At 51.8% G+C, this 13,810-nt stretch carries 15 protein-coding genes; 12 read left to right on the top strand and 3 right to left on the bottom strand.

Annotated features, from left to right (window positions below):
- Nucleotides 1-4: 4 nt before the first annotated feature.
- Genes KTH90_RS24875 through KTH90_RS09070 form a run of 3 tightly spaced genes read left to right on the top strand, consistent with a single transcriptional unit; the run spans nucleotide 5 to nucleotide 4,727 of the window.
- Nucleotides 5-3,286, top strand: a complete 3,282-nt coding sequence (locus tag KTH90_RS24875; RefSeq protein ID WP_275061366.1) for a glycosyl hydrolase — start codon at nucleotides 5-7, stop codon at nucleotides 3,284-3,286.
- Entirely contained in the window at nucleotides 3,276-3,743 is a 468-nt protein-coding gene (locus KTH90_RS09075) for a YhcH/YjgK/YiaL family protein (protein WP_238726666.1), read from the top strand. Before KTH90_RS24875 ends, KTH90_RS09075 begins: the two co-directional genes overlap by 11 nt.
- A 30-nt stretch (nucleotides 3,744-3,773) precedes the next feature.
- On the top strand, nucleotides 3,774-4,727 hold the full coding sequence (locus tag KTH90_RS09070; RefSeq protein ID WP_238726665.1) for a phosphoglycerate dehydrogenase: 954 nt from the start codon (nucleotides 3,774-3,776) through the stop codon (nucleotides 4,725-4,727).
- Nucleotides 4,728-4,943: 216 nt separating this feature from the next.
- On the opposite strand, the gene KTH90_RS09065 is transcribed toward KTH90_RS09070, so the two are convergent.
- Together KTH90_RS09065 and KTH90_RS09060 are read right to left on the bottom strand one after the other, a co-directional pair.
- Nucleotides 4,944-5,147 (bottom strand): hypothetical protein, encoded by a 204-nt coding sequence (locus tag KTH90_RS09065; RefSeq protein WP_158351065.1) that lies wholly within the window; start codon nucleotides 5,145-5,147, stop codon nucleotides 4,944-4,946.
- 32 nt (nucleotides 5,148-5,179) lie between these two features.
- Entirely contained in the window at nucleotides 5,180-5,614 is a 435-nt protein-coding gene (locus KTH90_RS09060; protein ID WP_238726664.1) for a helix-turn-helix domain-containing protein, read from the bottom strand.
- Nucleotides 5,615-5,929: 315 nt separating this feature from the next.
- On the opposite strand from KTH90_RS09060, the gene KTH90_RS09055 reads away from it, so the two are divergent.
- Nucleotides 5,930-6,259 (top strand): hypothetical protein, encoded by a 330-nt coding sequence (locus KTH90_RS09055; protein WP_158351063.1) that lies wholly within the window; start codon nucleotides 5,930-5,932, stop codon nucleotides 6,257-6,259.
- 107 nt (nucleotides 6,260-6,366) lie between these two features.
- Here KTH90_RS09055 and KTH90_RS09050 read toward each other — a convergent pair whose 3' ends face one another.
- Complete coding sequence (locus KTH90_RS09050) at nucleotides 6,367-6,729, bottom strand: helix-turn-helix domain-containing protein (protein ID WP_238726663.1); 363 nt, start codon at nucleotides 6,727-6,729, stop codon at nucleotides 6,367-6,369.
- 125 nt (nucleotides 6,730-6,854) lie between these two features.
- Between KTH90_RS09050 and KTH90_RS09045 the strand changes: the two genes are divergently transcribed.
- From KTH90_RS09045 to KTH90_RS09010, 8 genes are all read left to right on the top strand, one after another.
- Entirely contained in the window at nucleotides 6,855-7,028 is a 174-nt protein-coding gene (locus KTH90_RS09045; protein WP_238720690.1) for a hypothetical protein, read from the top strand.
- A gap of 48 nt (nucleotides 7,029-7,076) precedes the next feature.
- Nucleotides 7,077-7,955, top strand: coding sequence for a class II fructose-bisphosphate aldolase (locus KTH90_RS09040; RefSeq protein WP_238726662.1), 879 nt, complete (start codon nucleotides 7,077-7,079; stop codon nucleotides 7,953-7,955).
- A 19-nt stretch (nucleotides 7,956-7,974) separates the two neighbouring features.
- Nucleotides 7,975-8,919, top strand: a complete 945-nt coding sequence (locus KTH90_RS09035) for a carbohydrate kinase family protein (RefSeq protein ID WP_238726661.1) — start codon at nucleotides 7,975-7,977, stop codon at nucleotides 8,917-8,919.
- The gene (locus tag KTH90_RS09030; protein WP_238726660.1) at nucleotides 8,909-9,850 is read left to right on the top strand and encodes an aldo/keto reductase; all 942 of its coding nucleotides are present in this window, start codon (nucleotides 8,909-8,911) and stop codon (nucleotides 9,848-9,850) included. The genes KTH90_RS09035 and KTH90_RS09030 overlap by 11 nt, the downstream gene beginning before the upstream one ends.
- A gap of 16 nt (nucleotides 9,851-9,866) precedes the next feature.
- Nucleotides 9,867-10,910, top strand: a complete 1,044-nt coding sequence (locus KTH90_RS09025) for an NAD(P)-dependent alcohol dehydrogenase (protein WP_238726659.1) — start codon at nucleotides 9,867-9,869, stop codon at nucleotides 10,908-10,910.
- Between the two features lie 14 nt (nucleotides 10,911-10,924).
- Nucleotides 10,925-12,106 carry an iron-containing alcohol dehydrogenase gene (locus KTH90_RS09020; protein WP_238726658.1) on the top strand — a complete coding sequence of 394 codons (1,182 nt, stop codon included), beginning with the start codon at nucleotides 10,925-10,927 and terminating at the stop codon, nucleotides 12,104-12,106.
- A gap of 88 nt (nucleotides 12,107-12,194) precedes the next feature.
- The gene (locus KTH90_RS09015; protein ID WP_238726657.1) at nucleotides 12,195-12,623 is read left to right on the top strand and encodes a VOC family protein; all 429 of its coding nucleotides are present in this window, start codon (nucleotides 12,195-12,197) and stop codon (nucleotides 12,621-12,623) included.
- A 102-nt stretch (nucleotides 12,624-12,725) separates the two neighbouring features.
- On the top strand, nucleotides 12,726-13,784 hold the full coding sequence (locus tag KTH90_RS09010; RefSeq protein ID WP_158351055.1) for a zinc-dependent alcohol dehydrogenase: 1,059 nt from the start codon (nucleotides 12,726-12,728) through the stop codon (nucleotides 13,782-13,784).
- Nucleotides 13,785-13,810 lie beyond the last annotated feature (26 nt).

Raw genomic sequence — 13,810 nt, 5'->3', positions numbered from 1 at the left:
TAGATTGAGAACAATTGAAGAATTGAAGCTGGAATTGTCGAATCCTTCGGAAGCATATCGGAGCGCTCCGTTCTGGGCCTGGAACGACCGGCTGGAAGAAGGGGAGCTGGTCCGGCAGATTGACGGGATGAAGGAACAGGGAATGGGGGGATTTTTTATTCATTCCCGGGAAGGGCTGGAGACGGAATACCTGTCGGAGGAATGGATGCAGGCGGTAGGTGCGGCGGTGGATAGAGCGGCCGGACAGCATATGGAGGCATGGATCTATGATGAAGATAAATGGCCGTCCGGCAGTGCCGGCGGGCTGGTAAGTAAGGCGGACCCTGGGAAGTATACGGCCAAGGCTATTAGTCTGGAAGTGTTTGATGCGGGGCATTTGCCGGATCGGACGATACGGGTGGGAGACGCCTGTGAGGACGGTACGGTGGTGGCGCTGATGTCGGCACGGATTGAAGGAAGGACGATCGGTAAGTATACACGGGAAGAGGCGCTCGGGGCTGGAATGGAGATCCCGTTTGGGAATGCCTGGCTGGTGTTCCGGGTGGAGGTTTCCGGAGAGAGTGAATGGTATAATGGTTTCGCACCATCCGATAATCTGAACCCGGATGCGGTCCGAACGTTTCTTAATCTGACACATGAGCGTTATAAGGACCGCTTTCAGCAGGAATTCGGCCGCGCGGTGAAAGGCTTTTTTACGGATGAACCGAATTTTTGTGATTTCTACAGCGTATTTACAAAGGGACGGCCCTGGATTCCCTGGGGAGAAGGGATGGCGGAATATTTCCGGGAGAAAAGGGGGTACTCTTTTTATGAATATTTACCCTGCCTGTATTATGACGGGGAGGGGTGTGAAAAGATAAGGCATGATTACTGGTATACGTTGACGGAACGTTTTAGTGAGTGTTATGCGAAGCAGCTCTATGACTGGTGTGAAGAGAATCAACTGCTGATGACGGGACACATGCTGTATGAAAATGACCTGGGTTACGGGACACGGGTATGCGGCGCAGCTATGCCCCATTACCGGTACATGCATGCGCCCGGGATTGATATCCTGGGGGAGCAGACACAGGAATACCTGACGGTCAAGCAATGTACCAGTGTGGCCAATCAGTATAACCGGGATATGGTTTTGACCGAGACTTATGGCTGTACAGGCTGGGATTTTACTTTCGAAGGGCAGAAGTGGCTGGGCGACTGGCAGTTTGTACTGGGAGTGAACCGCAGGTGCCAGCATCTGGCGCTGTATTCCATAACCGGCTGCCGTAAACGGGATTATCCTCCGGTATTTAACTACCAGACTACCTGGTGGGAGAATAACAGGATTCTGGAGGATTACTTCGGAAGAGTCTCTGCATGTGTACGCACCGGGGATGTGGTACGGGACATTCTGGTTATACATCCCATGTCTACGATCTGGACCATGTGCGCAAGCGCGCCGGATGAGGATTTGAATCATGTGGAAATGAATATGGGGTGGCTGGATGAACATATTTTCCGTCTGAACCGGGCTGGGGAGGAGTATAACCGCCTGGCGAAAATGCTGATGGGTAATCATCAGGATTTTGATTTCGGCGACGAGATAATACTGAAAGAAGCGGGCAGGGTACAGGATGGGAAGTTTCATGTGCAGGAACGCTCTTACCGTATCGTGATTGTGCCGAGGGTCACCACGCTGTTTTCCAGTACGGTTAAACTTCTGACCGATTTTATGGATCAGGGCGGAGTAGTAATCTGGACCGGGTCCATGATCTCTATGATCAATGGAAAATATATTCCGGACGAATCCGGGCCTGGCAAAGAGGCAGACTGCCGTGATATTCCTGCGGAGGATACAAACGGGTGTGAAATACCCGACTGCGATGAAATCCGATATGTGAGAAGAAGTCTGGCGCAGCATCCCAATCTGCACAGGACAGAAGATTATGAGGAGACTCTTTCGCATCTGAACCATATAAATTCCCGCTTGCTGCGTGTCAAAAATGACCGGATGCAGGAAGATACGGATATTCTGACCATGATCCGTAAAACGCAGGACGGTTATCTGATATTTGCCGTGAACAATGACCGGGAACACCAGCACCGGGTAATGATGCAGTTTGCCGCCGCGGGGGAGGCACAGAGCTATGACGCGCTGGATGATGTGACACGGCCGGTTGCGGTCAGAGCGGCAGGGCAAGGTATAATGGAATTTGTAGATACTTTTACGCCTGCCATGAGCCGGGTGTATTTTATCCGCACCGGGCAAAAGCCTCTGGAGGGCAGCGCAGACTTCCCTTACGAGCATCCGCACCGGGCGGATCGGGTGTGGGCGTGTCTGGGGCCGGAAGCTTTGATTACCAGAGACATGGAAAATGTCCTGACACTGGACCGCTGCAGTTACCGGCTGGCGGATACGGAGCAGGAAATCAGCCGGATCCCCTGGTCGCCGGATCTGGAAGTCTGGCAGGCCCAGCGGCAGATACGGGATGCCATGGGACTCCAGCAGATCTACTATAACGGCGCACCGCAGCGGTACAGCTGGATCTATGAGGAGTGCGGCACAGACGGCAGAGTATTTGAACTGAAGTTTCGGTTTGAGGTAAAAGAGGTCCCGGACGGTTCCTTGTATGCAGTGATTGAAAAACCTCTGGACTATAACCTTATCTGTAACCAGAAGGCATGCCGGGAGACGGAGGATTATTTCCTGGACCGGAAGATGATACGTTTCCGGGTCCCTGGTTTGAAAAAGGGTGAAAATGAGCTGGTCCTGAGAGGAATCTACCGGAATGCAACCGAATTGGAAGACATCTATCTTCTGGGGGATTTTATGGTGGATCAGGACCGTCGGATTGTTCAGGACCGCGGAATGCTGCATTTCGGGGACTGGACGATGCAGGGACTGTACCATTATCCGGGCAGCGTTGTCTATCATTTTCAGGTGGAAAAATCTCCTGAGGATCGGAAGCGGTACCAGTTGAAGCTGGGAGACTACCGGGGAACTCTTGGAAAAGTAACCGTCAACGGAAAGGACGCTGGAATACTGATCGGAAATACCAGGAAAAGCGTGGACATCACTGACTTTTTAACCATGGAGAGCAATGCCATAGATATTCAGATTATAGGAAGTCCCAGGAATATGTTCGGGCCATTCCACCAGAAATACACCGGATGCAGCAGGATCAGCTGGGAGGATTTCCGGACCACCGGCGAATTCCACACGGATGCGTATGTCCTGAAGCCGTATGGACTTCAGGGGCAGATCGTGATATCGGAGCTGGAAGGAGAGAATACGCATGATTATTGATAAAATAGAACACCTCCGGGAATATGCGCTGACAAAGCGTCAGTGCGGCCTGATCCGGGATTTTATCCGGGAGGCAGGCTTAAACATGCCGCCGGAAGGCAGGTATGAATTGGACGGTGATAAGCTTTTTGCGCTGGTCCAGTGCTATGAGACCCGCGAAAAATCAGTTGGGAAAATGGAATCCCATAAGGCTCATCTGGACCTGCAGTACATGATGGACGGGGAAGAACTGGTTTACCTTAATTTTTCGGATGAGCTGCAGGTGATGGAAGATCAGACACCGAAGGAGGATTTTGTCTTTTACCGGACACCGGACGAATCCATCGGTGCAAAACTGAAAACAGGAATGTTTATGCTGATGTATCCGTGGGATGCGCATCTTCCCTGCTGCCAGATCAACGGTACTTCGCCCGTTAAAAAGATAGTATTCAAGATCCGGTTAGACGAAACGGAATAATATCAAATCAGAAAGGAAGCTCAAACAGAAATGAAAAAAATACTAGTAACCGCCACCAACTATTCAAAATATTGTCAGGAAGGCAAAAAAATACTGGAAGATTATGGATGTGAAATTGTGGAGAACCCCCATGACCGCCCCTATACGCCGGAAGAGTTAAAAAAAATCGTAGCAGACGTCGACGGTGTGGTAGCGGGCGTCGACACATGGAACGGGGAGATCTTTGATCTGGCGCCGAAGCTGAAAGCCCTTGCGCGCTTTGGCGTGGGAGTGGACAACATAGATCTGGAAGCCGCCAAAGTCCATGGAATCAGTGTCAGCAACTGCCCGGGAGTGAATACCTCCGCGGTTGCTGAGCAGGCGATCGGTCTTATACTCAGCCTCACCAGACGGATCCCGTTCCTGAATGCCGCCATCCGCCGGGGGGACTGGGTCCGCCCCATGGCCCATGAGCTGAAAAGCCAGACGATCGGCTTCCTGGGATTCGGAGCCATCGCCCGGAATGTATCGGAAAAACTGCAGGGCTTCCATCCGGCTATGATCGCATACGATAAATATCCGAACCAGGAAAAAGCTGACCAGCTGGGCGTACGGCTCTGCAGTCTGGAAGAGGTATTGGAGCAGAGTGATATCATCTCCATCCATCTGCCGGCAACACCTGAGACTACACGGCTGATCAACCGGGAAAACATTGCCCGTATGAAAGACGGGGTCTGCATCATCAACACAGCCAGGGGAACCATAGTAGAGGAAGAGGCGCTCTGTGAAGCCCTGGAATCCGGCAAAATCGCGGGAGTAGGAACAGATGTATTTGCCTCAGAGCCGGTACTGCCCGAGAACCCGCTGTTTGCCTTTGAGCAGTATGTCGCCACTCCACATACTTCAGCGGAGACTTATGAAAACTGTGCGACGACATCCATCGTTACAGCCGAAGCGCTGATCGCCGTATTTGAGGGAAGAGAACCGGCAAATAGGCTGGTTTAAGACTGCCGGGTGCCGGCAGGGGAGCGGTGTCTATGGTCCTCTTTCTCACTTAAGGCTGTTACCCGGTGAAATCTAAATGAAATCGGGCCGGCCGGTTGCGGGTACGCGGCTGATTCACCCCGAATGCTGGATGCATTCGCGGCTCAGCAGCCACCGAAAGACTGCACGGAACGCAGTCTTTCGCCCACAACCGGCCGGTCCGGTTTCATTAAGATTTCACACGGGCGCCTTATGTGAAAAAGAGGACCATAGACACCGCTCCCCTGCCGGCACCCCATAGGTCACGTCCGTACAGAGCGGACATCTGGCGGGCTGCGCCTTGGTCTTGGAACGTCCCCGGGTACATAACGTATCGGCTCCCTGGTATTTGACGCCCCCCGTCGTGCCTGTACAGCCGGTCTGCTCTTCAGTGGTCAGCATAAAGCATACCCGCTTTCGCTTTAAGTAGCGTCTCATTTTACCCTGTATTCAGGAATCCTGCCCAATAGTTCCAGCTGTTCCAGAGCCTTCAGAAGGCCGGAACGATTTAATGCCAGAAGATGCCTGAGCGCCTCATCAACCAGATCCTGGCTCTCGCCATACGATGAAAATGATATTTCCGGGCCGGAAATGGAATAGGTTGTTTCTTCCTGAATACAGGAATATGCCATGGGGACTGTTTCTTTGGGCTTTGATGCGGGCGGATTCAGGAGGTCTTCCGGACGAAGGCCGAGAACTTTACATAAATTGCAGACCTTGTCATAGCGCGGCTGGTATTTTCCGGCTTCATAACAGCGTAGAGTCACTTCATTGATGCCGGCGGATTCTGCCAGCTGTTTCTGAGTCAATTTCCGAATATTCCGATAGTATCGGATACGTGATCCGATGGAATTCTGATGATCTATCATAAACACCTCCTGCGGTATATACCGCATCCTTTCTTCGCGAAGTGTAAACAGCGGCCGGACAAATCCAAAAAATCAGAACATATGTTCTTGACAGGGCGCGGACACACGGATATAATGAATTTATAGAGTTAATTAACTCTATGAAATTTTAAAACACTCTTCATCCATTCTTGTTCCTTCCCATCCGAAGGAATTCCAGTAATTTCTCTGTGTATTTCCAACACAGAAAATCCATTTGAAAACAAAAACTGCTGTATATGAGAGTATTAGAACTTAAGATGTAGGAAGGATGTTTCCGGAAAGGAGCTGTATGCTTTGAATAACATGAATATAATCCGTGTAGAGAAAAACGGGCTGACAGAGGCCATGAAGCTGCTGTTGTATGAAAGGTATACGTTGGAGCCGGATGAATTTGTGGTTCTTTATGACTTAAATGCAGACACGCTGTTTGTAGATCCTATGGTTCCTGCGCAGGATGTGAGCATGTTTGTCAGGATCGCCGGGTCTTGCTTTCCCTATATGAACGATCCGGACAGCGGACTGGTTCCTGTAAGCGAACAGATTATCCGTACTTATGGTTTTCGTGTCTGGCTGATCCTTTTCGACTGTTACCAGGACCGAAGAAAATGGGAGGCGGACCGATAAAGCCGGGAGGTATATCCAGTCAGCTATGATAGATGGAGCCAGGGAAAAGCCGGGAGTTTCCGCAATGAGCCCTCCGGCAGAATCCCCGGCTTCCGATCCGGAGTATCTCAGCTTTGCGTTTCCGGATCTGCCATACCGAACTGCCGTTTAAAACTCGCGAAGGTTTCCGCAAATGCCAGCATCGCGAGGACTTCCTCATCCGGCATTTTCCTGATTTTCCGGATAAATTCTTTTTTAATCGCCGAAAGTGTAGGAGATGCCAGTTTGCTGCCGCTTTCGTTTATGATCCATTCTGCTGAATATCCGAAACGTTCTTCAATTAATTTTGCTAATGTCTCTGAGATATTCGTCTTTTTTCCATTGACCAGCTGATTCACATAGTTGGCGCTTATCCCCAGGGTGGAAGCAAATTCCACCTGCTTCATATTTTTTTCTGACAGGATACATTTTATCCGATCACCCAGTGTCATACCATACCACCTCAATTCTTGAAGCTAGCATATCATAAAAGTATCACCTAGTCAAATAAAAATTAGCTTGACATTTGACTTTGTTCGATATATACTTTGCTTAAGTCAAAGAAAGGAGGCGGATTATGAAGATCCAGTATGATAATCGAAGAGCGCTGATTCATGTGCTGGATTGCCTGGATGAATCGGAAACAAAACAACTGCTAGCATTCGCCGCGGGTTATGAAGCCTGTAGAAAGCAGCTGCAGACAGAGGAATTCCCAGATGAGACCCAGAAGCCTCCGGTGGATCACTCATAACCACCTGACTGATTAAGGAATCGATACAGAAAAAGGAGGAGAAGGAAAATGTCACTAGTTACGCTCAAAGAGGTACTTCATGAGTCCGTGGAACGAAGGTACGCCGTGGGGGCATTTGACACTACAGGCTACCAGAATACAGCGGCGATACTGAGGGCAGCGGAGCAGACCGGAACCCCCATGATCCTGATGGTTACATGGGGGATGATCGAGGAGCAGGAGAAACCCGGGGAATATGTAAAGCTGACGCTGGAAATGATCCGCAACGCCAGTGTACCGGTGGCGTTCCATCTGGATCATGGGGGAAGCTTCGAGGATTGCATGAAGGCGGTTCACGCCGGTTTTTCAGGAGTGATGTTCGACGGTTCATCCCTGCCTATGGAAGAGAACATCCGCATTACGAAAAAAGTTACGGAGGCTGCCCATGCCTGCGGCGTCAGTGTGGAAGCGGAGATCGGACATGTGGGAGGCGCTGAGGGAGGCGCGCTTCTCAGAGATGGGGCGGTCGCGGACAGCGCGAATTTCACCACACCGGAAGAAGCCGTGAGATTTGTGGAGGCCACTGGGGTGGATGCCCTGGCTGTAGCGGTCGGTACGGTCCACGGGATATACCGGGGTATACCGAAGCTGGATCTGAAGCGGCTGGCCGATATCCGCAGCCAGGTGGACATTCCACTGGTGATGCATGGGGGATCCGGTCTGTCACCGGAGGCTTTCCGGGGAGCCGTGGAACATGGGATTAACAAGATCAACTTTTTCACCGGCATGTCCCTGGCGGCGGCCGGCGCGGTGAAGGAGACTGTCGCCCGGGCGGGTGACCGTCCGATTCATATGCAGGAGATTCAGGAAGCGGCGGACCGGGCGGTTACGGAGATCGTAAAAGAGCACATTGAGGTCTTTCAAACACAGCCGTTAACCGGAAGCTGAAAATATGGAGGGGAACAGGATGCCAGATAAAGTAATATGCGTCGGGTTCTGCTGCGTGGATGTCTGCATTCGCGGAGTCGCGCAGATTGATTTCAGCAGAGAACTGATTCCGGTAAAGGAGACTTCGATCTGGATCGGCGGTGATGCGGTAAATGAGGCCTATGTGCTGAACAAACTGGGAAATAAAGTGGAACTGATCATTGGCCTTGGCAATGATCCAACCGCGGACTTTATCCGTATGGTGCTGGATGCGGCCGGCGTGGATTATTCCAAAAGCGTCACGAATCCGGACAGTCCTTCCATGTTATCGGTGCCTTTGATTCGGGAGGATGCGGAGCGCAGCTTTTTCAACGCGTCCCGCCCGGAATCGCTGAGTTACCGGGTGGACCCGGAGAAGATCCGGGGGGCACGGGTGGTCTCGCTGGCCAGCCTCTACTTCCCGCCTTTTGACGACGTGGACAATGCGCTGGCTGTGGCGAGGGCAGCGAAGGAAAACGGAGCGATTGTCTGTGCAGACATGATGTATTCCGAGGGATGCAGGCTTGAGACCTACCGGGATCTCTGGCCCTACATTGATTATTTCTTCCCCAACCAGGAGGAAGCCCGGGGATTGACCGGTGAAGAGGATCCGGACCGGATGGCAGAGCGGATTCTCTCCTTCGGGGCGGCCAATGTCATTATCAAGATCGGAAAGAGGGGCTGTCTGGCCAGAAACCGGGATACCCGCATGATCGTACCGCCTTTCCTGGTAGAAGCGGTGGACACCACAGGGGCCGGGGATAATTTTGCGGCAGGATTTATAGCGGGCCTGATGGAAGGACAGGATCTGTACCACTGCTGCCGGTATGCCAATGCGGCAGCATCAATCGCGGTCCGCCATATAGGGGCTTCCACCGGTATCAAGAGCCGGGAACAGCTGCAGGAAGTCTTGGATTCGGAGAAGGAGGTTTCACATGCGTTATAAGAGATTCGGGAAAACAGGATTGGATGTATCCGTTCTGACTACGGGCACCTGGGCTATTGGCGGCGCCCACTGGGGTGAAGTCAATGAAGTGGACAGTATCGAGGCTATACGGGAGATGACCGCACAGGGAGTGAATCTGATCGATACGGCGCCCGGTTATAATGCCGGACATTCCGAACGGGTAGTGGGAGAGGCAGTCAGAAGCGTTCGGGATAAAGTGTATCTGACTACAAAGACAGCGGTCTACACTGGACACGACGGCAGCTATATCAAAGATGGAAGAGCGGCTAATATTTTGCGTCAGTGCGATGAATCACTAAAGAATCTGGGTACGGACTATATAGATATTTACCTGATCCATTGGCCGGACCCGAAAGTGGAGATCGGGGAATCTATGGGAGCCATGGTAAAACTGCTGGACCAGGGTAAGATCCGTCATATCGGCGTGTCGAATTTTTCCGAATCACAGATACGGGAAGCGGAAAAGTACGGGCCGGTGGAGGTGATCCAGCCGCCGTTTTCCATGGTAAACCGTGTGGAAACCGATCTGATGCGCTGGTGCGCACGGCGTGAGATCGGAATCATGACCTACGGATCTCTGGGGGCCGGGATCCTGACTGGGGCGATACGGTCCATGCCGGATTTCCCGCCTGAGGATACCCGGAGAACCTTCTATCCGTATTTCGAGGAGCCCATGTTTACGCAGATTATGGAGCTGCTGAAAACACTGGATAAAGCGGCGGCGAACCATCATGCTCCGGTAGCGCAGGCGGCGCTGAACTGGAGTATTCAGAAGGATTATGTACATACAGCGATTGTAGGCGTGAGGAATGAAAAAGAAGCGGCGGAAAACTGCCGTGGAATGGATTGGGAACTGTCACAGGAAGAAATGGCTATGATTGACGCAGCCATCGCGGACAATCTGGATTGAAAGGGGGATTTTTGCTATGCAGAATCAGAGTGCCTATCTGCTAAAAGCATTTGAGTTTGAGATCAGGGATGTACCTATGCCGGAATGTGGACCGGACGATATCATAATCGAAATTAAGCATGTGGGAGTCTGTGGCTCCGATGTGGGTTTCTTTGAAGACCCCACTTATGGAGGATTCGTGAAAGAACCGCCGCTGCCTTTTATTCTGGGCCATGAATGTGCCGGAATTGTCTGCCGGACCGGAAAAGATGTGAAACATCTGAAAGAGGGGGACCGTGTGGCTGTGGAACCCGGTATCCCCTGCGGAAAATGTGACTATTGCCTTGAAGGACGCTATAACCTCTGCGATAACATGATTTTTATGGCTTCTCCGCCGTTTCAGACGGCAGCGCTGAGCCGTTACATATCCTATCCGGCTTTTATGGCATTTAAGCTTCCGGACTCTGTTTCCACTTTGGAAGGGGCCATGTTCGAACCATTTGCCGTAGGCATGCACGCGGCCAAGCGGAGCGGTATTTCTCTGGGAAAGACTGCAGTCGTGCTGGGTTCCGGCTGTATCGGCCTGATGACACTGCTTGCATGCCGGGCGCTGGGAGCTTCTGCCGTGATCATAGCCGACCTGTATGATAACCGTCTGGCGAAAGCGAAGGAACTGGGAGCGTCTGCGGTCATCAACTCCGCCAGACAGAATCTGATGGAAGAAGTTTTCCGGCTTACCGGCGGAAAGGGCGCGGATTTCGTATTTGAGACGGCTGGAAGTAAAGTTACCGCTGCTATGACCCCGGATCTGGTGAAGAAGGGCGGGAAGATCGTCCTGGTGGGCAATGTCCATGAGGATGTTCCGATCAATCAGCTGCAGCTGAACAACAATGAGGTGGATGTCCTGAGCGTATTCCGTTATCACGGAATCTATCCGCTGGTGTTGGATGCAGTGGCATCGGGCAAGGTGGATGTATCCGGAGTTGTATCTCACACTTTTAAATTCGGGGAAGTGCAGAAAGCGTTCGAATGCGCGCTTCATGAGAAACAGACGGCAGTAAAGGTAGCCATAGAATTCTAAGGGAGGGACAGGTCATGAGACCTTTTAATTTCTGTATTCCTACAGAGATGATATACGGAAAAGGAAGAGTGAAGGAGGCGGGAGAACAGGTAAAGCTGCGGGGAGATAAAGTTCTTCTGCTGTCCTATGACAAAATGGTACTGGAACAGATCGGAATCTATGGACAGATTCATCAGTCCTTAAGTGGAGCGGGAGTGCGAACAGTAGAGCACCTGGGTGTCAAATCCAATCCCGATGTTGCCCATGCCAGGGAAGGGATCCGGAAGGTCCTGGAGAACGGGATCGGTGTCATCCTGGCAGTGGGCGGAGGAAGCGTGATGGACGAGGGCAAGTGTATTGCGGCAGGGGCACTCTACGATGGGGATGTCTGGGACCTGTATGAGGGAAAGGGAGAACTGTCGGACGCCCTTCCGCTGGTCACGATCTGCACCATACCGGCCACCAGCTCGGAGATGAACTGTATCTCAGTCATGAACAATGAGGAGACAAAACAGAAATCCGCACTGTCCGGACCGGAGATCTATCCCAGGGCCTCCATCCTGGACCCGGTGCTGACTTACGGTATTCCGATCCGGAATACCGCTTACTCGGCCGCAGATATTATATCCCATCTGTCGGAAGCTTATTTTACAGGACAGGAACACTGGACACCGATCCAGGATGGATATTGCGAGAGTCTGATGCGCACGGTTATGGAGTGTATGGAATGCCTGCTGGAGAATCCGAAGGATGAGGAGGCACGGGACACGATGATGTGGGCGGCCTCCATTTCCTGGAATGAATTTTACCGCTGTGGTCTTGGAAAGACTTACGTACCCTGCCATATTCTATCCCATCCGCTCAGCGGACGTTATGACACGCCCCATGGTGCGGCGATCTCCATCGTCACTACCGGTTGGATGCGCTACATGCTGGATAAAAAGGATGAGCGTCTGACCGGAAGATTTGCTAAATTCGCGCGGCAGGTGTTTGGAATCCGGATGTTCCCGGAGGCATTCCAGGCACAGCTGGGAATGAAAGCCCTGCAGGAGTGGTATCGCCGGATCGGCGTTCCAGCCTCCTTTAAAGAAGGGGGTATACCGACCAGGGAGGTGGATCTCCTGGTAGAAGCGGCTTATGTGGACTGCCTGGATAACGGGATAGAAGATGAATATAACAAAACCGCACTCAAAGCTATGTATGAATACTGCTTCTAGACATCAGATAACCAGGATTCTATGTGTAAATTACGGAGAACACACAGATATTCACAGGAAGCAGAAAGACAGATGGGAGGAAGGACTTATGCAGGAGAATGAACTTATGAAGGAGAATGGCTGGAAAGATCTGGCTCACATTGGCCTCTGGGTAACAGACATGGAGGAGACGAAGAAATTCTATCAGGACATCCTGGGATTTGAGGCCCCCACTGGGAAATCCGCTGTTGATCAGGAATCAGGCATCACAACGGAGATCGTATTCTTACAGAAAGGCAATCTGATTCTTGAATGCATCTGCCAGCCTGGGACAGAACTTCCGGACAGAGGCAGGATTGAACATATCGCGATCGCCACTGACCAAATAGAACAGGCTGTGGAGGAGCTTTCCGCCAGAGGTGTCATATTTGATGGCCCTATTGTGCAGGATGAAGAGCTTTGGTCCAAAGGAGTAAAATACATTACCTTCCGTGGGCCCAGCGGGGAACGGCTGGAGCTGAATCAGGTAATCCGTTAGGAAGGAAAAGTAAATAGGAAGGAAAAGTAAATATGCGATGTATTATCCATTGAGATACGGGAAATGCATCGAAGGAGGTAAATAAGAAAGGAGTGTGTAAAAATGAAAGCGGTTGTTTTGTGCGGAAAAGGGCAGGTAGAATTCCGGGAGGTACCGGAACCGGTGATTGGCGACGACGATATACTGCTGGAGGTGAAAGCATGCGGTATCTGCGGAAGTGACCTGCATTTTTACTATGGCCGGCTGGAGCCCATGGGCCGGGTCCCGTTTATCATGGGACACGAATTTGCCGGCGTCATAGCAGGAATTGGTAAAAATGTCACAGACTATTGGAAGATCGGAGACCGGGTGGTATCGGAGAATACAGGAGACGCCTGCGGGCGCTGTCCTTCCTGCGCCGCGGGTAACTTTGTAGCCTGTGCGCACCGGCAGACCATGGGCTGTTCCATGGACGGAGGATTTACAAAATACGTGCGGATACCGGGCAGGCTGTTACAGATGTACCCCAACTGTCTGTACCATATCCCGGACAATTTAAGCTTTTCGGAAGCTACCCTGATGGATCCGGCGGCAAACGGTTACAATGCCGTCATTCAGCAGGCAGGATTCCGATCGGGTGAGACTGCCGTCGTATTCGGTGTCGGGGCTCTGGGGCTTATGTCCATCCAGCAGGCCTATATCGGCGGTGCTTCCAGGGTGATAGCCGTCGGCATGTCCTCCGACCGCAGAAGCCGGGAGGATATTGCCAGGAAATACGGAGCTACTGATTTTCTGGCATCGGATGAGGAAGAAGATCTGGTGGGGAGTGTCCTGAAGATAGCAGGTGAGAACGGAGTGGCCGTGGTAGTAGATGCGGCCGGAGTACCGATGATCACGGAACAGGCGATTCGGATCGTAAGAAATGAGGGGGCGGTCGTCAGAATCGGAATGAGCGATAAGACCTATAACCGTGGACTTGACGATTTCGCGCTGAAAAATGTCCGGATTATCGGACACATGGGATATAACGCGGAATCCTGGAGAAACAGCCTTGCCCTGGCTGCCGCCGGCCGTCTGGATCTTCAATCCATTATCACCTGCGAACTGCCGCTGGAACAGTATCATCAGGGGTTTGAAATGTCCAGAACACAGGAAGCCTCCAAAGTAATACTGATTCCATAGATTGGGTGGAGGAAAGGAGACTTTAA

Source organism: Diplocloster modestus (genome assembly GCF_019042245.1).
GTDB lineage: Bacteria > Bacillota > Clostridia > Lachnospirales > Lachnospiraceae > Diplocloster > Diplocloster modestus.
This window is presented reverse-complemented; position numbering and strand designations above follow the sequence as displayed.

Coding starts and splice junctions, on each gene's coding strand:
- KTH90_RS09010 (WP_158351055.1), top strand. CDS start 12,726: ATGAAAGCGGTTGTTTTGTGCGGAAAAGGGCAGGTAGAATTCCGGGAG.
- KTH90_RS09025 (WP_238726659.1), top strand. CDS start 9,867: ATGCAGAATCAGAGTGCCTATCTGCTAAAAGCATTTGAGTTTGAGATC.
- KTH90_RS09060 (WP_238726664.1), bottom strand. CDS start 5,614: ATGATAGATCATCAGAATTCCATCGGATCACGTATCCGATACTATCGG.
- KTH90_RS09020 (WP_238726658.1), top strand. CDS start 10,925: ATGAGACCTTTTAATTTCTGTATTCCTACAGAGATGATATACGGAAAA.
- KTH90_RS09045 (WP_238720690.1), top strand. CDS start 6,855: ATGAAGATCCAGTATGATAATCGAAGAGCGCTGATTCATGTGCTGGAT.
- KTH90_RS09070 (WP_238726665.1), top strand. CDS start 3,774: ATGAAAAAAATACTAGTAACCGCCACCAACTATTCAAAATATTGTCAG.
- KTH90_RS09035 (WP_238726661.1), top strand. CDS start 7,975: ATGCCAGATAAAGTAATATGCGTCGGGTTCTGCTGCGTGGATGTCTGC.
- KTH90_RS09040 (WP_238726662.1), top strand. CDS start 7,077: ATGTCACTAGTTACGCTCAAAGAGGTACTTCATGAGTCCGTGGAACGA.
- KTH90_RS09065 (WP_158351065.1), bottom strand. CDS start 5,147: ATGCTGACCACTGAAGAGCAGACCGGCTGTACAGGCACGACGGGGGGC.
- KTH90_RS09030 (WP_238726660.1), top strand. CDS start 8,909: ATGCGTTATAAGAGATTCGGGAAAACAGGATTGGATGTATCCGTTCTG.
- KTH90_RS09015 (WP_238726657.1), top strand. CDS start 12,195: ATGCAGGAGAATGAACTTATGAAGGAGAATGGCTGGAAAGATCTGGCT.
- KTH90_RS09050 (WP_238726663.1), bottom strand. CDS start 6,729: ATGACACTGGGTGATCGGATAAAATGTATCCTGTCAGAAAAAAATATG.
- KTH90_RS09075 (WP_238726666.1), top strand. CDS start 3,276: ATGATTATTGATAAAATAGAACACCTCCGGGAATATGCGCTGACAAAG.